18 protein-coding genes are annotated in these 24,252 nt (G+C 64.7%); 12 read left to right on the top strand and 6 right to left on the bottom strand.

What is annotated here, in order from left to right:
* Positions 1–124: 124 nt before the first annotated feature.
* Positions 125–361, bottom strand: coding sequence for an SDR family NAD(P)-dependent oxidoreductase (locus A5760_RS21730; RefSeq protein ID WP_064884592.1), 237 nt, complete (start codon positions 359–361; stop codon positions 125–127).
* Between the two features lie 515 nt (positions 362–876).
* The gene (locus A5760_RS21725) at positions 877–2,706 is read right to left on the bottom strand and encodes a sigma-54-dependent Fis family transcriptional regulator (protein WP_064884590.1); all 1,830 of its coding nucleotides are present in this window, start codon (positions 2,704–2,706) and stop codon (positions 877–879) included.
* Between the two features lie 278 nt (positions 2,707–2,984).
* Here A5760_RS21725 and A5760_RS26350 point away from each other — a divergent pair, with 278 nt between their 5' ends.
* From A5760_RS26350 to A5760_RS21675, 12 genes are all read left to right on the top strand, one after another.
* A complete protein-coding gene (locus tag A5760_RS26350) occupies positions 2,985–3,203 on the top strand; it encodes a hypothetical protein (RefSeq protein ID WP_082279564.1) in 219 nt (72 codons plus the stop codon).
* A gap of 251 nt (positions 3,204–3,454) precedes the next feature.
* Positions 3,455–6,247, top strand: a complete 2,793-nt coding sequence (locus A5760_RS21720) for a helix-turn-helix transcriptional regulator (protein ID WP_064884679.1) — start codon at positions 3,455–3,457, stop codon at positions 6,245–6,247.
* 92 nt (positions 6,248–6,339) lie between these two features.
* Positions 6,340–9,147: a helix-turn-helix transcriptional regulator gene (locus tag A5760_RS21715; protein ID WP_064884588.1), complete on the top strand. Its 2,808-nt coding sequence runs from the start codon at positions 6,340–6,342 to the stop codon at positions 9,145–9,147.
* An 87-nt stretch (positions 9,148–9,234) separates the two neighbouring features.
* Positions 9,235–12,039, top strand: coding sequence for a helix-turn-helix transcriptional regulator (locus tag A5760_RS21710; protein WP_064884586.1), 2,805 nt, complete (start codon positions 9,235–9,237; stop codon positions 12,037–12,039).
* A 264-nt stretch (positions 12,040–12,303) separates the two neighbouring features.
* Positions 12,304–12,498, top strand: a complete 195-nt coding sequence (locus tag A5760_RS26805) for a hypothetical protein (protein ID WP_155764415.1) — start codon at positions 12,304–12,306, stop codon at positions 12,496–12,498.
* Positions 12,499–13,068: 570 nt separating this feature from the next.
* Positions 13,069–14,244 (top strand): alpha/beta hydrolase, encoded by a 1,176-nt coding sequence (locus tag A5760_RS21705; protein ID WP_331237122.1) that lies wholly within the window; start codon positions 13,069–13,071, stop codon positions 14,242–14,244.
* A gap of 610 nt (positions 14,245–14,854) precedes the next feature.
* Positions 14,855–17,131: a LuxR C-terminal-related transcriptional regulator gene (locus A5760_RS21700; protein ID WP_064884677.1), complete on the top strand. Its 2,277-nt coding sequence runs from the start codon at positions 14,855–14,857 to the stop codon at positions 17,129–17,131.
* A 226-nt stretch (positions 17,132–17,357) separates the two neighbouring features.
* The gene (locus A5760_RS21695) at positions 17,358–17,813 is read left to right on the top strand and encodes a DUF5709 domain-containing protein (protein WP_064884582.1); all 456 of its coding nucleotides are present in this window, start codon (positions 17,358–17,360) and stop codon (positions 17,811–17,813) included.
* 398 nt (positions 17,814–18,211) lie between these two features.
* A complete protein-coding gene (locus tag A5760_RS21690; RefSeq protein ID WP_064884580.1) occupies positions 18,212–18,802 on the top strand; it encodes a GNAT family N-acetyltransferase in 591 nt (196 codons plus the stop codon).
* 331 nt (positions 18,803–19,133) lie between these two features.
* Positions 19,134–19,661 carry a YkgB family protein gene (locus tag A5760_RS21685; protein ID WP_064884578.1) on the top strand — a complete coding sequence of 176 codons (528 nt, stop codon included), beginning with the start codon at positions 19,134–19,136 and terminating at the stop codon, positions 19,659–19,661.
* Between the two features lie 52 nt (positions 19,662–19,713).
* The gene (locus tag A5760_RS21680; RefSeq protein ID WP_064884675.1) at positions 19,714–20,952 is read left to right on the top strand and encodes a thiolase family protein; all 1,239 of its coding nucleotides are present in this window, start codon (positions 19,714–19,716) and stop codon (positions 20,950–20,952) included.
* A gap of 159 nt (positions 20,953–21,111) precedes the next feature.
* Positions 21,112–22,089 carry an NAD(P)/FAD-dependent oxidoreductase gene (locus A5760_RS21675; RefSeq protein WP_064884576.1) on the top strand — a complete coding sequence of 326 codons (978 nt, stop codon included), beginning with the start codon at positions 21,112–21,114 and terminating at the stop codon, positions 22,087–22,089.
* A gap of 41 nt (positions 22,090–22,130) precedes the next feature.
* Here the strand turns inward: A5760_RS21675 and A5760_RS21670 are convergent, their stop codons facing one another.
* The 4 genes from A5760_RS21670 to A5760_RS21655 all read right to left on the bottom strand — a co-directional run bounded on the left by A5760_RS21670 (position 22,131) and on the right by A5760_RS21655 (position 24,238).
* Positions 22,131–22,622, bottom strand: a complete 492-nt coding sequence (locus A5760_RS21670) for a DUF421 domain-containing protein (RefSeq protein WP_064884574.1) — start codon at positions 22,620–22,622, stop codon at positions 22,131–22,133.
* A gap of 159 nt (positions 22,623–22,781) precedes the next feature.
* A complete protein-coding gene (locus A5760_RS21665; RefSeq protein ID WP_064884572.1) occupies positions 22,782–23,198 on the bottom strand; it encodes a Rid family hydrolase in 417 nt (138 codons plus the stop codon).
* 114 nt (positions 23,199–23,312) lie between these two features.
* Positions 23,313–23,963: an RraA family protein gene (locus A5760_RS21660; RefSeq protein WP_064884570.1), complete on the bottom strand. Its 651-nt coding sequence runs from the start codon at positions 23,961–23,963 to the stop codon at positions 23,313–23,315.
* Positions 23,963–24,238: a DUF6510 family protein gene (locus A5760_RS21655; protein WP_064884568.1), complete on the bottom strand. Its 276-nt coding sequence runs from the start codon at positions 24,236–24,238 to the stop codon at positions 23,963–23,965. Before A5760_RS21655 ends, A5760_RS21660 begins: the two co-directional genes overlap by 1 nt.
* Positions 24,239–24,252: the final 14 nt, after the last annotated feature.

The following is a 24,252-nucleotide window of genomic DNA, read 5'->3' as shown; positions in this document are numbered from 1 at the left end:
TCCGATTGTGAATCGCCAGCCATGGAGGTCGATGCCCGGAGTCGGTCCTGCCTGCAGGACTGGGAAGTCCGCGGTCAGCCGTTGACCGGGTGGCAACTGGCGGGCCGACTCCGCGTGGTGGCCGCTAAAGCGTTTGTTGACGATCGTCATTGGTGCTCCCGTCGTAGCAATGATCAAGTTGGCCCCAGGCTTGACCCCGCCGGTCAGTCAGCTCGGCCACGGTGTCATCGACACGACCTTTCGAGCGTCCAATGATCACCGCGCTGCCCCCGTGATCGATGACGGCGAGCGCGGCTTGGCGTCCTATGCCGGCGCTACCGCCGACCACTACGATCTTCTTACCGCCGAACTCTGCGCTCATCGCTCAGTCCCTTTCCCGTTTCTTCACCTGCTACACCGTGCGCAACGTTTGGTTGCGTGGCGCCGAAAACGATCGGTCATCACCGCGCAGGTCCGTCGGAAGTCAAGCCTGGCCCGCCGCGGGGTGAGCTGTCTTCATCCCGCAGCGCCAATCACCCGGGTGAGACATACCGGGGGCGCGATTGAGACCAGTCATCCCCTCGGGCGCGGTGTAATTGCGCCGCACCAAAGGGCCACGCGTTCAGAGATAGTCATTGACTTCGCGGACGAGGTCCGATTTTCCGCGTGCGCCCACGATGCGGCGACGGGTTCGCAATCCTTGACAACGATCAGGGGGGATGGACACAACCTGGTACTGCTTGAACCGGCAGGGTTGGCGTCAACGTCGAGCGTTGCCACGCTCGGCACATTCCCCCGCTTTGGCTACCCGGAGCTGGTGGGAGCAAATGGCGAGGGACGCGGCAATTCACGATGAAGATTGTGGCCAACGTGTTTGGGCCGACGATGCTAGCGGTGTTACGCGATGCCGTAGCGGTTTAGTTTGCGGTAGATGGTTGCGCGTGACATGCCCAGGGCGCGTGCCGCCTCTTGCTTGTTGCCGCCATTGTCTTGAAGGCTACGGACAATCGCGTCGCGCTCGAGGGCTTCCATTGGAGTCAGCTTGTGCCGCGTGACGGAGCGGCACTCCGGTGGCAACTTTTCGGCGCTGATAATGCCGGATCGTTGTCGGGCAACGGTTTCGGTCAGAACCCGACGCAGCTGCGAGACGTTGCCCGGCCACGGCAGCCTACTGAGTTGTCTCATGGCATCGGGTGCCAACTCCACATCAGCACCCCGGGTGATCTCGCGCAGCAGCAGCGGCACCAGTTCCTCGAGATCGTCAATCCTGTGTCGCAGCGCCGGCACGCTGACAGTATGGGTAAACAGCGGCAGCAGCTGCGTGATCGGTGCTGAAGAAGTCGCGCCACTTGTGGTCGCCGCGATCCATCCCCGGCCTGCGCGCGCGGCCAGCATCGAGGTGATCGATTCGAGCGTGTCCTTGTCGATGGCATCTACGTCGGCGATCACCACGGCGAAGTCCTCATCGCCGGACAGTGTCGCCAGCTCGGCGACGAAAGACGCGGCGCTGGCATATGTTTCGGCGCGCATCACCCGAACCGTTCGGCCCGACTTAACATACTGCCCCACTGCCTGGGCCAGCCGTGTCCGACCAGATCCTCTCTCCCCCTCGAGCATCACCCATTCTCGGTCGCGACAGCATTGCCGTACCTGCTGACAGCAGCGCAGCCACGCGCTATTACGACCTGCCAGGCCAGGGATACGAATGTCCGCCAAGCGGCCGCTTTGAGGCGGGTGCGAGCTGGTCTCGGTGGAAAGATCAACGTGGAAAACGACGTTGGCGCGGCCGGCGCCTGTAGTCGACCGGTCGGCGGTAGAGATTTTGGCGACTCGCCCGCTTGGCAGAACAGCCAGCGCCGTGCCCGACAGCGTGCGGCCGATCAGATCCGAGGCGTGTTCGAGCAATGCGGTCTGCTCGTGGCCGTCCAGTGTCCGGCGCAGATAGGGGTTCATCAACACCACATCGCCACCCATCGCAACCACACCGCTCGTAGATCGCCGCGTCTGCTGCAGGTACGCCTCCAACAGCGCGGTCTCACCTTCATGAGCCTGCACCCGCATGCGATCCTCGATGTGACGACCGGCGCTGGTAGCCAACGCGAGCAAGAGTGGATCGGATTCGCTGGCAAGACAACTCAGATTAACGGCGCCGATTACCCTGCGCGTTATAGGATCCCGGATCGGCGAACCTGCGCATGCGAAACCGGTGAACATCGCGACGTAGTGCTCGCCACCACGGATGAACGCGGGCCTCCCAGTCTCGAGCGCGGTGCCAATCCCGTTGGTGCCCGCCACCTCTTCAGCCAAGCTATAGCCCGGTATCAGGCTCACCGTATCCAACGCGTTGAGGATGGACACTTCTGCGGCGGTCCGTTCAAGCACCACGCCGTCAGTTGATGTCAGGACAACGCTGACAGCTTGCGCAGCCAGGTCATCGGTAACGCGATGCAGCACCGGCGCGGCCGCACGCGCCAACCGCGAACCCCTGTTGGGTTCACGCACATACGGGAGCTCGACCCGGTCGGGGTGTACGCGCAGGGCCTGCGACCGACGCCAGGAGTCCAGAACAGTCGGCCGCAGAATGTCCTCGTCGAGTGGGCGCGCAGCGTCAAGGGACTCCACGGACAGGAACTTTTCCCTGGCGGTCTCCGCCTCCAAGGCCCCCTCGGACAAGAAGCGTTCCCTCACCCGGCGAACGTCGGTTTGGAGGTCGGCCTGCAAGCTCATCGCGGCATGGACCTCGCTCCCCCACCGAGCGGTGCAGGCGCCCCGCAATTCCGGCGTCTCAGATTGAGACGCGCAACCCTGCTCAGATTGAGACGTTCAGCATACGCCCGCGGCTGTGTCATGGGTCACATCAGCTAACACATCGGACCCATCGGAAGAGTGACGGTGAGGCAAGCAACGGCGGCTCGGCTGTCAGGCGTATCGATGCCGGCCATCCCGGCACGAGCGCCCGATGCAGCGCAACAACCACAACGTGATCCAGCGAAAGGTATGGAGAAATGACTATCTATCAGGTGACCGATCGCCTACACGATGGCCGTACCGTACGTGTCCAAGGAGCAGATCACATCGCGGCGACGGTGGCCTCATGGCTGGCCGAGTTGGACGCCTGCAGTCCATTAGTCGAGTTGCTTAGCCGAGCGTTGCGCGATGGTGACTGGCCTGCAGCACACGGCATAGCCGACTACCTGTCGGTGGAAGTCCAGGTGGCAGCATGACATCGGGCGGGGAGTCGAAGCGTCTTTTCGAGGCATACTCGGTCAAGCCAGCAGCTTCTGTCACATATGTTCCCTTGGATAATCCACGCACACCAGGGCGCCCGAATGTGCCGGGTCCGTCGCAACGAATGGTCGTACGCGCGACGCGTGCTGCGGCGCCCGCCCAGCCCGACAAGCCCAATGGCGCTATCCACGAGCCTCCGTTAGGCTTCCGGCAATCCGGGACCACGGACCCGGGGGCGGGGGTTCGCATGAGCACCGCGAGGGCGTCAGGGAAGCTGCGCATACCGCCGATTCGTGGGCGGGCGAGCGAGCTGAAGGAGATCGGCGCACTGATCGCGGCCGTCGCTCACGGGCGCGGCGGCGTACTGGCCATCGAGGGGCCGCCGGGCATCGGGAAGAGCCGCTTGTTGACCGAGGTCTTCGCGCTCGCCGAGAAGGCCGGTGTTCGGGCACTGTTCGGCGAGGCGTTCGAGTACCAGCAGACGGTACCGTTTTTCTCGCTATTCATGGCGACCCTGCGCGCGGAGCCCCCTGTCGGTGATGCGGAGGCTTTGCGTCGCTTGGGCACGTCTGCCGATCTCCGCTACTGGGTGGTGCGCGATCTGCAAGCCGCCATACATGCGGCTGCGTCCCGAATACCCTTGGCGATCGTTCTTGAGGACATCCACTGGGCCGATAACGCCACCCTGTTGGCGCTGCGGTCGCTGGCCGCGACAAGGCCCGATGCCCCGGTGCTGTGGGTGCTAACCGCACGAACCGGCGCCGGCGGCCCCGTCGTTCGCGAGACGCTGACCGCGCTGGAACGCGAGGGTGCCAGGTTTCTGCGGTTGACGGCCATGACACCGAGCGCGGTCGCCGACATTGTGCAGGACGCCGTGCGAGCCAACGCGGATGTGTCTCTCCTGAGCCTGGCCGACAAGGCGCACGGCAACCCGTTCCTGCTAACGGAACTGCTGCGGGGACTGGACGAGGAGGGCCGACTCGATGTCAGCGGCGGGCGCGCGGCCGCCACTGGAGACACGTTGCCGCGACGGCTCAGCGACACTATGCAGCAACGACTCGACCAGCTCTCCCATCCCGCGAGCCAAGTCGTGCAGGTAGCCGCAGTGCTGCCTGACCGGTTCTCGGCCCGGCTGCTCGCCGCGATGTTGGAACGCCGGCCCGCTGCCCTGGTATCGGCGGTAGAAGAGGCTGTCCGCGCCGACTTACTCGTCGAAGACGGTGATCAGATGAGATTCCGTCACGATTTGCTGCGCGAAGCGACCCGGCAGTCGTTGCCTCAGTCGCTGCGCCGAGCGATGGAGCGGCAATCGGCAACCGTCATGCTGGACATGGGGGCCGCGCCCGAGGAGGTCGCAACCCAGCTCGCCCGCAGCGCAGAGGTGGGCGATCAAGCCGCGATCGCCGCACTCCGCGAAGCCGCACAGTCTCTGGCCTATAGCGATCCGAGCGCCGCGTCGGATTTGAGCAAGCGCGCGTTGGAGCTCCACCCCGCCCAAGACTCAGAACGCGCGCCACTCGTGACAGAAACGATCGTGCTGCTCAATCGGGCCACACGCTACGAGGAGGCGGAAAGGTTGGCCAGCACCACCCTGTCTGCCGCGCTGGCGCCCGAAGAGGAGGCCGAGATTCTTCTCCGGCTCCGGACGCCAATCACCGATACGACAACGCGACACATCGAAGACAACCGCCGGGCACTTCAGTTGCCCAACCTCAGCGAAATCACCCAGGCACGACATCGGGCATGGCTGGCATACAACCTGGCGATGTACGGCCAACACGGACATGACAGCGCGGCAGCTAACGAGGCGGCGGCCGCCGCCACATCCACCGGTGATCTCGAGTCGAGGATTCTGTCCGGAGTAGCACTTGCCTGCCTCGACTGCGCGGACGGGTACGCGGACCGCGCTCTCCACCGCGTTGAGCCGCTGCAAGACCTGACCCCCGCGGGCGATATGACCGCTCATAACCTCGCCGCATGCCACCTAGCAAACCTGCTTGCGGTGGTCGGGCGGTTGGACGATGCTGCGGCGCTGATCGCGAACTGCACGGAGAAATCCAAGAAGGAACGCGACGGCATGGCGCTTCACATCTGGGCCCTGACGGCGGGGGTCGTGCAGGTGGCCGCGGGCCGATTGTCGGCTGCCCGCGCCGCCATCGAGTGGCTGCCCACGCCAGAGCGAACGGGGTCGACGTTCGTAACCGCGATGCGCATGTTCACCCTGGCGGAGGTGGCGGCGCGCACCGACGACCGAAGGTTGTTGCTAGAGACGATGAGTGAGGCACGTGATGCTTACTCCGGCGGTACACCGGCCGTACGTCGCGGGGCGGCGGCCGCGCTGGGGCTGGCGGCGTGGCAGCGCGACGACGTCCACGAAGCGGTGCGGTGGCTCGGCGGGGATATCTCGCTACTCATGACACCGGTCTTACCGATCGTCTTTGATCAGCTGACCTTGACCGCGCGCGTAGCGTCAGCCGCCGGTGATGCCGGCCTGCGAGCGCGCCTTCTGGACGCCGTTGACGTGCTGGAACGCGAGCGGCCCGGGGTTCCGTTGTTCTCCACAGTGGCCCAACACACCCGCGGGATACTCGAGCGTGATGCGCAGGCGCTGGTGGCTGCCGTGGAGTTGCTTGAATCGTCGTCGCGGCCGCTCCTTTACGCCGCGGCTGCCGAGGACGCCGGCCGCGAGTTCAGTCGTGCACAGCGCAACGCTGAGGCGATCGACCAGCTGAACGCGGCATTCGACACCTACATCGAGTGCGAAGCGGTTGCCGATGCCCGCCGGGTCGGCCGCGCACTGCGCCGATTAGGTGTGGAGCGGCGCATCGTCACCGCGCGGGCAAAAGCGGGCTGGGACAGCCTCACCGATTCCGAACTCAGGGTCGTCAACCTCATTGCGCAGGGCGCGACCAACCGCGACGTCGCTACCGAGCTCCACCTCTCCCCCCACACGGTGAAGACCCACATCCATAACGCATTTACCAAGCTCGGCGTGTCTTCCCGCGCCCAATTGGCGCAGCTCATGCGCGGCGCTGATTGACCGGCAGCAAATCGGATAGATGGCATGCGCGGGCCTACAATGACGTGCACTGCCATGGCAGTCCGGTCAACGGTAGATAGGACACACACCCGATGGGGCCTTCAACCGGTCTTTTTGACGTCGATGGCCCGGGCCTGGTCACTCCGCCGATTCGGGGGCGGGCAGACGAGCTGAAACTGATCGGCGCACTGGTCGCGGCGGTGGCCCAGGGGCGCGGGAGCGTGCTGGTGATCGAAGGCCCGCCCGGCATCGGCAAGAGTCGGTTGCTGACCGAGGTGTTGGCGCTGGCCGACAAGTGCGGGGTGCGCACGTTGTTCGGTGAGGCGTTCGAGTATCAGCAGACGGTGCCGTTTTTCTCGCTGTTCATGGCCACGCTGAACGCCGATTCCCCGGTGGGCGACGCCGAGGCGTTGCGCCAGCTAGGCGGCTCGGCCGATCTGCGCTACTGGGTGGTGCACGACTTGGCCGACGCGATTCATGCCGCGGCCGCGGAAACGCCGCTGATGATTGTGTTGGAGGACGTTCACTGGGCCGATAACGGCACGCTGTTGGCGCTGCGGTCGATCACCAGCGCGCGGCCGGATGCGTCAGTGTTGTGGGTCTTCACTGCCCGCACCGGGGCCGGCGGGCCTGCGGTGCAAGAGACGTTGTCTGTGCTGCAACGCGCGAATGCCACATTTTTGCGATTGGCGGCCATGACGCCGGATGCGGTCGCCGACATGGTTCAAGACGCCGTGCGGGCGAAAGCCGATGTGTCGCTGCTGAACCTGGCCGCCAAGGCGCACGGAAATCCGTTTTTGGTCAGTGAGCTTGTCGGGGGGCTGGGCGAGGAGGACCGACTGAACGTTACCGGTGGGCGCGCGGTGGCCACCGGATATGAGCTTCCGCGGCGTCTGGGCGCCAGTATGCATCAGCGACTCGACCTGCTCTCCGAGGGCGCTTCAGAGGCGGTCCGGGTGGCCGCGGTGCTACCGGACCGGTTTTCGGCTGGCTTGCTGGCCGCGATGCTGGAACGATCGCCGACGTCGCTGCTGTCGGCGCTCGAGGAGGCGGTGCGCGCGGATCTTTTCGTCGAAGACGGTGAGCAGTTGAGGTTTCGGCATGACTTGCTGCGCGAGGCCACCCGGCAGTCGTTGCCGCAGTCGTTGCGGCGGGCGATGGAGCGCCAATCGGCGTCGGTCATGCTAGGTATGGGCGCGGCGCCAGCCGAGGTGGCCACCCAGCTGGCGCGCAGCGCCGAGCCGGGAGACCGTGAGGCGATCGACGCACTGCGCCAAGCCGCGCAATCGGTTGGCCGCGGCGATGCGAGCGCGGCCGCGAACTTGAGCAAGCGCGCGTTTGAGCTATTGCCCGCCGACGACGCCGAGCGTGGATCCCTGGTCGCAGAGACGGTGGGGTGGCTCAACCGGGCCAGTCGCTATGGCGAGGCCGAAGAATTGGCCGACGTGGCGCTCTCGGAGGCAGCGTCGCCCGAAGTAGAGGCCGAGATCCGTCTCCGGCTTCCAGTCCACACCAAGCACACTGACCGGCGGCGGGTGGCGGAGAATCGGCGGGCGCTCGAGTTGAGCGGGATCAGCGAGGTCACCCGGGCACGGCATCTGGCGTGGCTGGCGTACAACCTGGTGTTCGACGAAGGTGGGCAACGGCGCGAGGCCGCCGACGAGGCTGCCGCGGCCGCGGTGGTCACCGGCGATCTCGAGGCCACGATCATGGCCGACGTCACCCTCGCTCTGCTCGATGCTGGGGAGGGGTACACAGCCCGCGCACTACGCCGTTTCGAAGATCTCAGCCCGCTTGCTCACACGAATGAAACGGCGTTAGCGCATGCCTATGCCGGAATGTACGACGCAAACCTGCTTGCCGTGGTCGGCCGGTTCGACGACGCGGCGGCCCGGGTCACCGACGGGATAGAGCAAGCCCGCCGGGAAGGCAACGCGATGGCCCTCGCCATGTGGGCCGTCTTCAGCGGGCTTGTGCACCTCGCTGCGGGCCGGCTGTCGGCCGCTCGCGATGCGACGGAGTCCCTTCCGCCCCCACAGTCGACGGGGGCAACCGAGCATGACGTACTTCGCACGGTGATTCTCGCCGAGGTGGCGGCGCACACCGATGACCGGAACTTGCTGCAGCAGATGGTCAATGATGCGCGCGATGCCCACTCCACTGGCTCCGCCGGCATACGCCGAGGGTCGGCATATGTGCTCGCGCGGGCGGCGTGGCAGCGTGACGACGTTCATGACGCGATGCGCTGGCTCGGCGACGTGATCCTATTGGCGACACCATTTTTCCCCCACGCATTGGTTCGGCTGATCTTGGGTGCGCGGGTGGCCTCGGCAGCCGGTGATGCCGGTTTGCGCGCCCGGGTCTTGCAGGCCACCGAGGTGCTTGAGCGTGAGCGGCCTCCGGTGCCGCTGTTGGCGGCGGTGGCCGGGTATGCCCGCGGCATCCTCGAACACGATGCCCAGGCGTTGGTGGCTGTTGCGGAGTCGCTTCGCGCGTCGGCGCGGCCGCTTCTTTATGCAAGCGCTGCCGAGGACGCCGGCGGCGAGCTGGCTCGCACACAGCGCAACGCCGAGGCGATCGACCAACTCAACGCGGCATTCGACACCTACATCGAGTGCGGGGCGACCGCCGACGCCCGCCGGGTCGGCCGCGCGCTGCGCGGGTTGGGCGTGGAACGGCGCATTGTCAACCACCCACGGGCAAAAACGGGCTGGGACAGCCTGACCGACTCTGAACTCACCGTCGTCCACCTCATCGGCGAAGGCGCGACCAACCGCTCCGTCGCACAGCAACTGCACCTCTCCCCCCACACCGTGAAGACCCACGTGCGCAATGCGTTTACCAAACTCGGCATCACTTCCCGCGCCCAATTGGCTCAGCTCATGCGTGGCGCTGACTGATCGACGCGAATCGGGTGGCTGCACGTGCGCGGCCTAGAATGACGTGCACTGCAGTGGCAGTCCGCTAGACGGAAGACAGGGAACCCCGTGGGGTCTTCAACCGGCCTATTTGATGTCTGCGGCCAGAGGCTGGTCACTCCGCCGATTCGGGGGCGGGCAGACGAGCTGAAAATGATCGGCGCACTGGTTACCGCGGTGGCCCAGGGGCGCGGTGGCGTGCTGGTCATCGAGGGCCCACCGGGCATTGGCAAGAGCCGCTTGTTGACCGAGGTCTTGGCTCTCGCTGAGAAGGCCGGTGTTCGGGCACTGTTCGGCGAGGCGTTCGAGTATCAGCAGACGGTGCCGTTTTTCTCGCTATTCATGGCGACCCTGCGCGCGGAGCCCCCTGTCGGTGATGCGGAGGCTTTGCGTCGCTTGGGCACGTCGGCCGATCTGCGCTACTGGGTGGTGCACGATTTGGCCAACGCCATTCATACGGCAGCCGCGGCAACGCCGCTGGTGATTGTGTTGGAGGACGTTCACTGGGCCGATAACGGCACGCTGTTGGCGCTGCGGTCGCTGGCCACCGTGCGGCCGGGTGCGCCGGTGCTGTGGGTGTTGACTGCCCGCACCGGGGCGGGCGGGCCTGCGGTGCAAGAGACGTTGTCGGTGCTGCAACGCGCGAATGCCACATTTTTGCGATTGGCGGCCATGACGCCGGACGCGGTCGCCGACATGGTTCAAGACGCCGTGCGGGCGAAAGCCGATGTGTCGCTATTGAATCTGGCCGCCAAGGCACACGGAAATCCGTTTCTGGTCAGCGAGTTGCTCGGGGGGCTGGGCGAGGAAGGCCGACTGAACGCCAGCGGCGGGCGGGTGCTGGCCACCGGAGACGCGCTGCCGCGGCGTCTGGGCGCGACAATGCACCAGCGGCTGGACCTGCTCTCCGGCGACGCGTCAGAGGTGGTGCGAGTGGCCGCGGTGCTGCCCGACCGGTTTTCGGCCGGGCTGTTGGCCGCGATGCTGGAACGCCAGCCGGCGTCGTTGCTGTCGGCGCTCGAGGAGGCGGTGCGCGCGGATCTGCTCGTGGAAGATGGTGCACGGCTGAGGTTTCGGCATGACTTGCTGCGTGAAGCCACCCGGCAGTCGTTGCCGCAGTCGTTGCGGCGGGCGATGGAGCGCCAAGCGGCGTCGGTCATGCTGGGGATCGGCGCGGCCCCGGCGGAGGTGGCCACCCAGCTGGCACGCAGCGCCGAGCCGGGAGACCGGGAGGCGATCGATGCGCTGCGCCAAGCCGCGCAATCGGTTGGCCGTGGCGATGCGAGTGCGGCCGCCGACTTGAGCAAGCGCGCATTGGAGCTATTGCCCGCCCACGGCGTTGACTACGGGTCACTCGTCGCCGACACGGTGGAGTGGCTGAATCGGGCGACCCGGTATGACGAGGCCCACGCGCTTGCCGACAGGGCGCTCGCAACGCAGCTGTCGCAAGACGACGAAGCCGAGATTCGGCTGCAGGTGGCCGCGGGCACCGAGGACCCGGAGCAACGCATTGCCGAGCTCCGTCACGCGCTGCAATTGGCCGGCATCAACGACATCACCAGGGCGCGCCATCAGGCCTGGGTGGCCTACTTCGAGGTGGTCAACGGCCTGCATGCGGACGCCGCGGCAGCGGGCGTGGCCGCGGCCGCGGCCGCGGCGACCGGCGATTTGGAAGCCCGGATCGTCAGCGCCACCGCGCTTGCCCTGATCGACTATCAGGACGGTTATGCGGTGCGCGCACTTCGGAGCATGGACAAGGTAGAAGCGCTGACGCGCAGCGGTGAGGCTACCTTCGGCGGCATCTACGCGGCCAAGCGCCGCGCAGGCCTGATTGTTTGCACGGGCAGCTTGGAGGACGCCAGCGCGCAAGTTGCCGAGGGTACCGAGAAAGCGCATCGCGAGCGCAACGCGATGGCGCTTCCCGGCTGGACCCACCTGGGCGGGATGGTTCATGCGGCGGCGGGTCGTTTGGCCGCGGCGCGCGGCACCATCGAGGCGCTGCCCCGGCGCGAATGGGCGAACAGTACCGAGGTCAACATTGAGCGCATGCTCGTTCTGGCTGAGGTCGCCGCGCGAACAGGTGACCGAAAGTTATTGCAAGACCTGGTGTCTGAGGCACAGGGCCTGTATCCCAGCACCTCACCTTTGTTGTCCTGCGGCGCGGCTTACGTGGTCGCGCTTGCCGCGTGGCACCGAGGCGACGTTCACGATGCGGTGCGCTGGCTCGGGGGCCAGAACACGCGTGTCATCACACCGCTGTGGCCTAACGTGTTCGACCAAGTCATCTTGATGTCGCGGGTGGCGTCAGTGGCCGGCGACGCCGGGCTGCGCGCGCGGGTGCTGCAGACCGTCGAGGTGCTGGAACGCGAGCGCCCCGGAGTGGCGTTGTTCGCGGCGGTCGCCCAGCAGGCCCGCGGAATCCTGGATGGTGATGCTGATGCGCTGTTGGAAGCGGCCAACGCGTTGGGTACGTGGCGTCCGCTTCTTTACGCCGACGCCGCCGAGGACGCCGCCGAGGAACTAGCACGCGCCGGACGCGATGCGGAGGCGACCGAGAGCCTCGATAAGGCATTCGACACTTTCGTGGAATGCGAAGCGCTCGCCGATGCCCGCCGGGTCGCCCGCGCGCTGCGCCGATTAGGCGTGGAACGGCGCATCGTCGCCCAGCCGCGGGCAAAAACGGGCTGGGACAGCCTCACCGACTCCGAACTCAAGGTCGTCAACCTCATCGCACAGGGCGCGACCAACCGCGACGTCGCCACTGAGCTGCACCTCTCCCCCCACACGGTGAAGACCCACGTCCACAACGCATTCGCCAAACTGGGCATTACTTCGCGCGCCCAATTGGCGCAGCTCATGCGCGGCGCTGGTTGACCGACACGTGAGATGCGGGGCCGCCTAGTACTGCATCCATCTGCCCCTAAACATCAACCCTCGGGCGATGGTTTTGCACTGCCCGCACGACGACCGTAGTACTCGACGACTAATTGCGTCCTCACCCGAGCGACGGTCGCGGCGCAGTCATACACCCGCCAGTGAGCACGCAACGGAAAGAGCGAACAATGCTGAACGCAGCTAAGGAATGCTGGCAATGCTGCCGGTGACGTTCTGGCTTGCCGGGTACGCGGCGGTGTCGCGATGACCGCACGCTGGCCCGGCCCGATTGCCGAATCAGCAAGCCGCACTATCGATACCGACGCGCGGGTGCGACGAGCGGGGAATGGCGAACTTGCAACCATCATCCAACGATTGCGTGCCAAACGGGCGCAAAAACGCCGCGAGCAAGTGGAATTCGAAGCATGGCTACAGATCACCGCGGACCCACTTTGGTAGAGGCTGTTGGCCATCTTGATGGTCAGACGATGTTATGTCTGAATTAGGGCGACTAATCACGTTCTAACCCGAGCGACCGCCTCGTAATTCACATTGGGGCGACTGCTCCCTGCCGAGCCTGATCAAGCTTCGCGATTATGCCGCTGGTGTCATGGCCGTGTTCAGCTTGGTCGTCGAATATCTCGGCGGTGGTTGGGCCTGCCGTCTCAGCCCATGACCTGAACCATCGGCTGTGCTGTTTCACCTCAACGGCTTCCCACGCGTCGGCCTAAGTACTAGACCCGTCGGCCCCTAAACATCAACCCTCGGGCGATGGTTTTACACTGCCCGCCCGACGACCGTAGTACTCGACAACTAATCACGTTTCTCACGCAAAGCGACGGCCCAGCCAGGCCACACACCGTGCCGGTGAGCGCACAAGGGAAAGAGCGAACAATGTTGAATGCGGCGCTTGGAATGCTGGCGATGGTGCCGGTCGCGTTCGGTGTCGCCGGGTACACGATGGTGTCCCGATGACCGCCGGTCGCGCCAGCTCGCTCGCCGAAACAGCGAGCAGGACTGTACATCTCGATGGCCATGTCGGGTGACACGGCGATGACGCCAAAGAGGCCGCCACCGCGATGCAGCCGTAGGCGAACGCCCGGCACACGTCGATCGCTGGCCTGCGACCGCACAGTCACCACGAGCGATGGCGTCTCGCTGTCCGTTCGTGACTGGGGATCTCACGCCGCTGGCCATACAGTCGTACTTCTCCACGGCTTTTGCTTGAACAAAGAATCGTGGAACATCCAGATAACGCAGTTGATCCGTCGCTGGGGCAACAACATCCGGATCATCAGTTACGACCACCGTGGTCACGGCGAATCCGGCAATGCGTCAATGCACACGTACCGGATAGACCGACTCGCCGACGACCTCGCCGAATTGCTGGTCGCGCTTGGCGTTACGGGCACGCTCACCCTGGTGGGGCACTCGATGGGCGGGATGACGGCTTTAGCCTATCTTCGCCGGCCGGCCCGCAAGCGTCCCGTTGACCCGGAGAGCCTTGTTCTCGTCGCGGCCGCCGCGGGAAATCTCGCCTCGCACGGTCTCTGCCGGCTGCTGAGTACCCCCGCGACCAGCATGCTCTACTACCTCGTACACCGCATGCCTCGCGCTGGTACCGATGAGGTCGTTCAATTCCTGGCCCGGCCGGTGTGTGCGGCCGTGACCAGACGTGGCGGATACGGAGAAGCCGCTCCGAAATCGTTGGTCGCTATGTCCGCGGCCGCCGTCAACGCCACCCCGTCGACGACCAAAGTCGGCTTCTTACGCGGCTTAAAAGAGTACGACTGCTCTCAAACCCTGAGCTCTATCACGGCCAAGACAACCATCATCAGTGGAGGAGCGGACAAGCTCACGCCGATGTGGCACGCGCGCGAGCTGGCCGACGGTATCCCAGGGGCGACGCTCATCCACCGGCCCACCGCAGGGCACACGCTTTTGCATGAAATCCCGCAGGCGGTCACCGAAGCCATCAGCTCCGCCATCGCCGCCACCAGCCCAGCTCTCGCGGCTGGGAGCCAGGTGAGTCGGTTGGCACAGTCCGACGCGGTAGCCCGGGTCGTCGATTACGGCCATTCCGGAGCCTATGGCCCGGGGATGTCCGCGGCATCGGAAAAGCCGCTAGGCGGCGACTTCCGCCTCGACCATTGCGATTCGGCATTTAAGGCGTCACCCGGCGAAGTTGAGGAAGGAGTCTCATGACCCGGCTAGCCAGAGCCTCCGTTTTACTCGGAATCTTCGCAGGCGGTTACGCATGTCTTCGACGCAACTCATGCGGCGCTCGAGTTGACCGGTGCGCCGAATATCAAGGCCACTAGGTATACACCGACCCAGCCCTAAAGATCACCCGTTGGGCGATGGTGAGGCGGTACCCGCGCTGCCAACGTAGTCATTGAGCCTGAATTGCCAACGACACAGACGAATTGAGAAAACGATGATGAACGCAGTGTTGGGAATGTTGATGATGATGCCGCTGGTGTTCGGCGTCGGTGGGTACGCGTTGGCGAACCGACGACCATGAGTACGCCCAGACGACGGGTCGCCACCCGCACGGCGTCTCACTTTGAGACGCTCATTCACCTCATGTTGAGACGCTAACTCTCTGCCCGCGGCGGTGTCATAAGTCGCACGAGCCAATACATCGACGCACAAGAGGAGAAATACGGTGAGCGGGCACAGCGTGAGCGCGGCTCACGAGACAATCATTGAGCCCTTAAGCTGGGATGCTGAGATGGCGGCGTCCACCCAGGACGCGTCAAGGCCGACTTTTCCCGCCCGGCTGCTGGATTCAACAAATTCGCGGAGTTCGGACATGAACGGCTCAGCTGGGCGCAGCGACAACGGCGTCGGAGAAGCCGCTGCGCGAGCAGTTCTGCTCGCCACCAAGTTGCACGTCCCTGCCATCGGCGCGCAGCTCGTTCACCGGGCCGCCCTGCTGGACGCACTATCGGCGGGACGCCGCCGCAAGCTGACCCTACTGAGTGCGCCGGCAGGCTGGGGCAAGACGACATTGCTGGCGCAGTGGGCTTTGGGCGCGGGCGAGGACGAGCGGTTCGCCTGGCTGTCGCTTGACTCCTCCGACCACGACCCGGTGTGGTTTTGGATGTACGTGGTCGCCGCGCTGCAGAGGGTCAGTCCCGGGACGGGGATTCGCGCGGTCGAACTCCTGGCGATGGGTGCCGACCCAGTGCAGGTCGTTCTGCCTACCCTGCTGAATGATCTGGACACAATCGCTAGTCCGGTCGTGCTCATTCTTGATGACTATCATCTGGTGGTAGGTCGAGCGGTGCATGAGCAGCTTGCGTTCTTTATCAGCCGGATGCCGGCGAGTCTTCACCTGGTGTTGGCCACCCGCTCCGATCCGATGTTGCCGTTAGCTCGGCTGAGGGCCAGCGGCGAGCTTGCCGAAGTGCGAACCGAGGATTTACGTTTCGGGCCGATTGAAGCGGACCATCTGCTGAACGATGTACTCGGGCTGGGCTTGGCCCCCAAGGACATTCAACTGTTGCACCGACGCACTGAAGGGTGGGTTGCCGGCCTCTACCTTGCCGCCCTCTCGCTTGCCGGGCGTGCTGATACCGCCACGTTCATCAGGACGTTCGCAGGCGATAACCGTCATATCGTTGATTACTTGATGGCCGAGGTGCTCGACGGTCAGCCACCGCAGCTGCGCAGCTTCCTGCTACATACGTCGGTCTTGGGACGACTATGCGGTGCGCTGTGCGACGCGGTGCTGCAAACGTCCGGCTCGACCTCGGTCTTGCAGAAGATAGAGCGCGAAAACCTGTTTGTGGTACCACTGGACACGTCGCGTCACTGGTATCGCTATCACCAGCTATTCGGAGAGTTGCTGCGCACCGAGCTGCGCCGCACCGAGCCCGATCTCGTCGCCGACCTGCACCGACGAGCCGCGACGTGGTTCGAGGCCGAGGGGCTCATCGATGAGGCGGTGCGTCACCTGCTCGCTGCCGGTGACATCGCGCGCAGTGCTGATCTGATCGCCGCGGACTGGGTCGACGAATTCAACGGGGGCGGCGTATCCACCATCTCCGGCTATCTCGATCTGCTTCCCGAGGAGACCGTTTTACAGGATCCGCGGCTGAGCGTGGCCCGGGCCTGGATCACCTTAAGCGTCGGTCAACTCGATGACACCGCCGAGTGGATCGAGGCAGTCGAGGCCCGATCCGAGACCGACACCGCAGAGGGTCGCGCTATCAGCGCTCAAGTCGTCGTGTTGCGCGCAATTCACTCGTTCAAGACGGCTGACGTCGCCGGGGCGCTTGAGACAGCGCGCCGGGCAATCACCCTCGATCTCGGCGAAGCGCCGCTCGGCCGATCCAGCGCCTACTGCATCTATGGTTCCGCACTGTACTTTTCGGGCAACACCGCCGAGGCGCAAGCCGCCTTCCGGCGCGCCGTAGAGCTGGCCGAAAAGGTGGACGATCGTCGCGCCCGCATCTACGCGTTAGGCCATCTGGCGCTGATTTCGGCCGAGCATGGCCAGCTCGCAGACGCCGAACGTCAAATCCGCCGGGCTTCCGGCAGCTCCCGGGATCTCGCGGATGCGGAACACCTCGTGGACGTGATGGTCTCGCTTACCACGGCCAAAGTCCTCCGTATGCGCGGTGACACGAACGCAGCGGCGTCTGCCGCCGACATGGCCGTCATGTCGGCGCGCCAAGGTGGAGCAATCCTCGAGGTGGCCAAAACGCTGTTGGTCAGAGCGGAGATCTTCGAGGACCTCGGCGACCACGAGAACGCAAAGGCGAGTCTCGCAGAGGTCGCGACGCTGGTACGCGGTTGCGCCGATGCCGGCATCGCCCCGACGCTCCTCGCTGCGGCGCAGCGGAGCGCAGGCGTCGCGGCGAGTTCGCGCAACGAGAGTTGCTTGGTCGGTGAGGAACTGACCCCCAAGGAGCTTGAGGTTCTTCGCCTGCTCGCCACCCGGTTGTCGCGACGTGAAATCGGTGAGCGGCTCTACGTCTCGCTCAATACGGTGAAGACCCACCAGCGCGCCGTGTACCGCAAGCTCCGCGTTGAGCACCGTGGCGCGGCGGTGAGCCGGGCGCGAGAACTCGGCCTTTTGTAGTTCGCATGCCTCGTGGCTGTCGGCACCCTTGCCAGGTGTTACCCGTCACGAATCATCGTGTCTGAGAATGCCTTCCATTGATCACCCGGGCGAACAGACGATCGGGGCGATGACGACTCACCCAACGGAGGCAGCCTTAGCTGCGCAGCAGCGTGCGGTTGTAGCAGCACGAAGGCAGGCTGGCAGGCCGAATAAAACCTTGCAGTTACGAAAGGGAGACGGCGCGATGGGGATTTCCGAATTCGATGATGTGCAGGCCCATCTGCTCGAACCAGAGGAAAGCCTGGACTCAGAACAGACTGGCATCGACCTGGACGAAGGCTACTCACCCCCGGAAAGTCCGCGGGAATTGCGGGCCTGGGGTCTCACTGCGAGGGAAGCGCATACGCATGAAAGTCTGGCGCGACGACTGGCCCGTGAGGTGCCCGACGTGACCGACCAGTGGGACGGCGACGGGATCGGTGACAGCGCCGATAGCGATGGCGAGCCAATCGACGACCAGGTCGGCGGCATGCGCGCGGGTCGGCTCGTCGCCGTCGACATCGACCCCACGGATCCAGGTACGGATTACCTCGCCCACGACATCGGCATTGATGGCGGCGCCGCCTCGGCTGAGGAGGCCGCCATGCATGTCGTCGTCGACGAAGACACTAGCGCCGGTGAGGGATGGCGCCTCTGGTGACCTCACCCGGGTGAATGGTGGTGAGGGTGATGACAGCTGAATCGGATTCGGGTCATGCTCAGAACATTGCTTGCCATCGACCTGCCGGGCATGAGTTACGGATCAACGCGGTTGCGCCCCGGGGCGGGTGAAAGCATCGCCCCTGCGAAGAACCCAATAACGGAGGACGTGTGATTACAAGGCAGTCCTTCACGGGACAACCGCGAGCCGGACCACTACAGGGAGCGCCAATGAGTAACGTCAGCAAGGACGTTCGCGGACACGTGGAAGCCATCGCCGCCATCAGGGGCGAAACACCAAACCCACCGGCAGGCAATGAGCACTGGCTGATCGGTGCAGAAGACGTCGATGACTTTTGGGTGCCACACCCACTGGGCGCAGACAACGCTAGGAGCCGAATGGTTGAGCATCGTCACGTTGAATGGGACGCCGACACGCGGCGCATCAGCACCCCCCGGCTGGCGTTGCGGCCATGGCGGCTCGATGACGATCTCGCCGCACATGGCATCTACGGTGCGCCCGAAGTGACGCGTTGGCTCTGTCCGGCTTTGTCCCCCATCGTCGATGGGGTCGAAATGCGACGCGTACTGGCGGCGTGGATCGCCGAAAGCGACCCGACCGGGCTGCCGTTGGGCCGATGGGCGATCACCGCCAGAGACTCCGGCGAGGTGATCGGGGGCGTGGCCCTGCTTCCATTGCCGCCGGGCGGCACGGATCTAGAAATCGGGTGGCAGCTGTCTCCGAAGGCCTGGGGCTACGGGTACGGCGCGGAAGCGGGTCACGCGGTCGCCCATCGGGCATTCGAAAACATCGGTGTCAGTGAGGTCTTCGCAGTCGTGCGACCGGACAATCGCCGTGGTGTGGCCACCGCCCGACGGGTGGGAATGGAATGGGTCGGCGAGACCGACAAGTACTACAACCTCACGCTACAGGTCTACCGTCTGACGAAGGCCGACCTGGACCTACCGGAGCCGGCGTGCGCGGGATGAACCCGGACGGAAGGGCGTCGTAGCGCACCCGTTGCCGGTCGGCGTCGCTGTCTGACTAACAGACGATTCCGACGCGATACGTGGTGACCAGGAGGTGTCACCTCCAGGGCCGAACGACGCTGCCGACAACGGCATATCGCCCTCTCACCCGGGTGAATTGCACCGGAGGATGAGGACAACTCACCCTCGGCGCAGAGATAGTGGTCGCTGACCTCAGCGGCAACCGAAACCGCCTGAATCACCGTGTCGATCAACTGCGCCGCCAACGAACGCCGCGCCGAGTCCGGCAGCAGCCACGCGGTGAAGCACATACACACAGAACGGAGACCACATGTCACAGAGTGAGGCCACCGCCGTGATCACCGATGGGCCAGGAAAGTCTCGAACGACCGACATTGCGCCTCTTGTCGCACGCTATGGTCTGGTTATAGTCCTGGCCTGGTTCGGTGCCATGAAGTTTACTCACTATGAATCCCACGGTATTTCGCATTGGGTGGCCAACAGCCCCTTCTTGGGTTGGGTCTACGAGAACATGTCCATCGATGCCTTTGGTCGATTGAACGGATCAATAGAATTGATCACCGCAGCACTGCTGGCGGTCAAGCCATGGTTTCCCAAGGCTTCCGTGGTGGGCGGCATATTCGCCTCGCTGTTCTTCGTGACCACGTTGAGTTTCATGATCACGACCCCCGGGGTCGGCGAGGCGTCTGCTGGTGGCTTCCCCGTTTTATCCGCCGACGGGGAGTTCTTGATGAAGGACATTGCGCTTATCGGCTTAGCGCTGTGGCTGCTGGCGGACGCGATCGACGCAACCCGCAGACAGGCGACGCTCGCCAAACGGACTGACACATCGCGCTGATGAAGTCGCGCGCGGCGAGGAGTCGACCCGATGCATTCGGAAAAGGGTGGCGATGACTGAGGCTTATGTTTTGGGTGGCGTACGAACCCCGTTCACCCGCTATGGCGGCCCACTGTCGGGTATTCGGGCCGATGACTTGCTGGGTATGACGATGAAGGGCGCGTGTGACCGGCTCGGTGTGCCGCTTGGTGCCGTGGAAGACATCCTGGCGGGTTGCGTGAACCCCGCTCACGAGGGCATGGGCGATGTCGCCCGCTGGGCGGCATTGGCTGCCGGATTTCCTGACACCGCGGCCGGGGCCACCGTGAACAGATTTTGCGGATCATCACTAACCGCGGCGGTGACCATTAGCCACGCGATCAAAGCCGGCGACCTCGGCCTGGGTATCGCCTGTGGAGTCGAGTCGATGTCGCGATCGGGGTGGGCGCTGATGAAGGGCGACGCCGCTTTCAGTCCCCGGGGTCCGGTCCTCATGCTCGACACCATGTGGAGCGGCGCTGGAGGACCGCCCAACCCGGTTCTGTTGGCCCGCAACGCTTACATCAGCATGATCGAGACCGCGCAAAATGTTGCCGACCGCTACTCACTGGACCGTGAAGAGATCGATGCTTTCGCACTCCGGTCCCAGCAACATGCTAAGTCTGCGCGTGATCGAGGTCGGCTAGCCAAAGAGATTATGCCCGTGCCGATTCCGGCGACAAAAAAGACACCTGCCAGGCTGGCAGAACATGACGAGTTCATCCGCGATGACACCACCGCCGAGGCGCTGGCGGCTTTACCGGCCCAGCCCGGAACGACTCAAATGACGGCGGCCAACTCCTCGCCTTTAAGTGATGGTGCCAGTGCCGTAGTCATCGCTTCCGGGGAGCGAGCCAGCGAGCTCGGCATCCAGCCGTTAGCCCGAGTGGTATCGAGTGCGGTCTATGGCATCGACCCCCTCATTATGGGCGTGGCCCCTGCATGGGCGATCCCGGCCGCGATCCGCCGGGCAGGACTCAGCCCCGAGCAGATCGACGTGTGGGAGGTGCACGAGGCATTCAGCGCCCAGGCGCTAGGCGTGCTACGGGAATTGCCGAACCAGCTCGACGGTTTCGTGGTGCCCGATGACAAGCTGACACCCAATGGTGGCGCCGTCGCGATCGGACATCCCTTCGGGGCTACGGGAACTCGCTATTTGTTGACGCTGGCGACCGAATTGCGTGAAAGAGCCGCCCATTATGGGGTGATTGGGGTCTGTATCGGCTCTGGTCAGGCAGTAGCAGTGGTTTTGGAAAACACTGGCGCAGAATAGAAGACGCGTACACCGCATGGCCCACAGCACGTTTTTGAGCTGGGTCTATCACATCATGTCGGCCAGTGCGTTCGGTCGATTGCTGGGACCGGCCCAACCTCTACAACACCGGAGGCAGGCACGCTTTGACGCACGACGCTCTAGACCGGGCCCACGCCGATTGACGCCGACACAAACCGGATTCGTGATGTCATCGTTGTCGGGTCAGGTCCAGCCGGATACACCGCGGCGATCTATTCGGCTCGGGCCGGACTGGACACCCTGGTCATCGAAGGCCACCAGCCCGGCGGTGCGCTCTTGGCTGCCGGGCAGGTAGACAACTACCCCGGTGTCGCACCATTCGTCGCGGGTCCCGCGCTGGCGGCCGCGATGCGACGGCAAGCTCAGCAGTTCGGCGCCGAGCTCCACCCCTGCTACGTCGACAGATTCGATCTCGCCGGCGCGCTCAAGACGGTCGGCGTGCGCGATACCCAATACCACGGCCGCGCAATCATTCTCGCGATGGGCTCAGCGGGCCGGCCCCTCAACGTGGCGGGCGAACGCGAGCTCCTCGGCCGCGGCGTGAGCACCAGCGCGAAACGCGACGGCGCACAGTTCGCCGGTCGTGACGTCGCCGTCATCGGCGGCGGCGACGGTGCCGTTGAAGAGGCGCTTCACCTTGTGCCGCTGGCCCGCCGCGTCACCCTCATCCACCATCGCCCCCGACTACGGGCATCAGCCATCGCCGTTGATCGCCTGCGTGCACATCCCAACGTCGCGATCCTGACAAACACCGAAGTGCTGGCCGTACACGGCGCCCAACATGTCACCGGGCTGCGCATACGCGACACGCGCAACGATTGCGATTCCACCATCGCGCTCGCAGCCGTCTTCGTCGCTGTCGGCCAGAAACCGTGCTCGGGTCTCTTGATCGGACTCGTCGACCTCGATGCCGGTGGCCACATCGTGACCAATGGCGATACGACCTCTACCTCCCTGGAGGGCGTATTCGCCGCCGGCGACCTGACCGACCGCCGCTACCGCCAAGCAGTCACTGCCGCAGCCAGCGGATGCGCGGCCGCACTCGATGCCCAGCGCTGGCTGAGCCAACCACACTGTCCCCTATTGGATTCCATTGCCAGGCAATCAGCGGAGTAAGTGGGATGCGGGCGCCGACCGAACTCGAGAACCCTGGCGATTCACCCGCTCCCATTCATTAACAGAACGGAAATCGCGCCTTTGGCTTCGAAGACCGCGAGGTGAATACGATCGGAGCTTTCGTGTCCGTGCTGTCGTAGCACAGCTTCGAGATCGGCAATGGTTAGTCCGCACCGACGCAGGTTGCGTCGGTCGACGTGTCCGTTGCGGATCAGCACTTTCAGAGGCGGATCGATGAAACGCCGAATCGCCGGAATGAACCGCAATCTGGCTAGTACCGCGTGGGTGACGAGAAGACAAATGAGCGCCGCGGTTGCGTTGAGCCACGAGGTATCGGTGGCGGTAGCAGCCCGACCGACGATGGCTCCGGCGGCGACCGCCGCGATCCAGTCGAAGGGAGCGAATTCGGCGAGGGTGCGGCGCTCCATGAAGCGAAAGAGCATCGCAGCCGTGAGGAACAGCGCCGAGGTTTTGATGGCGGCATCGACGGCACCGGTCGGGTCTCCGATCAGGACATGAAGTATTCGGTCCACGGGTGCCTCCGTTTCAGGGATGAGTCATCGACTTTTGCGGCCTTTTGCCGCCGTCCGGTCCGGTACGGGATCAGGTAATCATCATGTGTAGACGGCGATAACCATTGTCAATCAACCCAATTCACCTGAGAGGGGCGCGGCGGGGCAGCTTGGTCGGGCTTACTGGACGATGGCGACGACCTCGATCTCGATGCGCTGGCCCGGCAATGCGAGCGCCTCGACGCCCAACGCGGTCCATAGCGGCAGACTTTTGCCGAACCTCTTGCGGAACTGGTCCACCATCACCGACATGTGTTCATTACCAATGGAATCATCGGCCGTAGGGACGTGGTAGGAGTGGATGTTCACGACGTCGCGCCAGCCGGCGCCCGCCTCGGCGAGGGTCTTTTCCACGTTGTCGCACGCCTTGACGATCTCCTCCTCCAGGGATGTGGCCGTCAAGGTGAAGTCCGCGTCCCAGCCGCCTTGGCCGGAGATCTCGATGCGATCGCCCATGCGTAGGGCTTGCCGGTAGTTGTTGCGGGTGCGGGCGATCTCGCCGTATCCGGGGGTGTCGAAGAATTCGATCTTGTCCATGCGGGGGGTTCCTCTCGTCGTTGATTGTTAGACCATGGTTGTTGCGATTGATGCGTTGTCCGAGAAGCGCGGTCGCGGAGGGCGCAAAAGCTGGGTGCGCCAGCGGCAGGCCCGTCAGTTCTCATTGCCTCCCGGTGTGGTTGGGGTTTCGCCTCGGATGGTGGCTATGGCCTCCGCGTCCTCTACCGCGACTTGGTTGGCGGTGCGTAGTACGGCGCGCACGTCGCCCGCGGGTATGACGGCGGCGCCGGAGACGTCTGCGAAGACGTAGTCGCCGGGACGGACCGCCACCCCGGCGACCACGACCGGACGGTTCGCCTCGTACGGGGTGACGACGTCGCCGCCCCACCGCGTTGTTTCGCCTCGGCAATAGATGGCGAGATCGTAGAGTTCGAGCTCGGCGAAGTCACGCAGCCGCCCGTCCGCGAGAATGCCGGCGAGCCGATGGTTTCGGACACGCGACAGCTTTGTCGCACCGCCCAGTGACGCATCGGTATAGCCGTTGCTGGCCAAGACCAGCACGTGCCCGTCGGCGCCGCCTTCGATGGCGTCGTAGAACAACCTCTTGAAGTTGTAGCGCTCGGCGGGCAGAGCGGCCCGGCACGCCGGGAAATAGGAGATGGTCACGGCAGGGCCAAACAACCGGCGGCCGGGTGTCGGACTCACCAAGTCGAGGAGATGACACCGATGTTGGTGCCCTCGCCCCATGGCGTCCACGATGTCGGCGGTGCGTACGCGACCGGCGAGCGCGTCGAGGGACTCCATCAGCGGGCGGAGATCGGGACACGCCAGGACTGGGCGCCGCGGAAGTCGAGCCACACATCGGTGGGCGTGTGCACCAGCCGGGCCAGGACGTCTCCGCAGCACGCGCAGCGCACCACGATGCCGGGCCCGCGGTGATAGACGTGACTTTCGGCGAAAGCTCGGGCGCGACAACATTTCCCGCAGGTCAACATCGCGGTGGTCACATCGAATCCCAGCACTTCCGCGAAGGCACCGGCGGCCGCGTTACCGTCGACGTGCAGTGGTTCGCTCATCATTCCTCGTTCCTGGA

The organism is Mycobacterium colombiense (assembly GCF_001665835.1).
Classification (GTDB): Bacteria; Actinomycetota; Actinomycetes; order Mycobacteriales; family Mycobacteriaceae; genus Mycobacterium; species Mycobacterium colombiense_A.
This window is presented reverse-complemented; position numbering and strand designations above follow the sequence as displayed.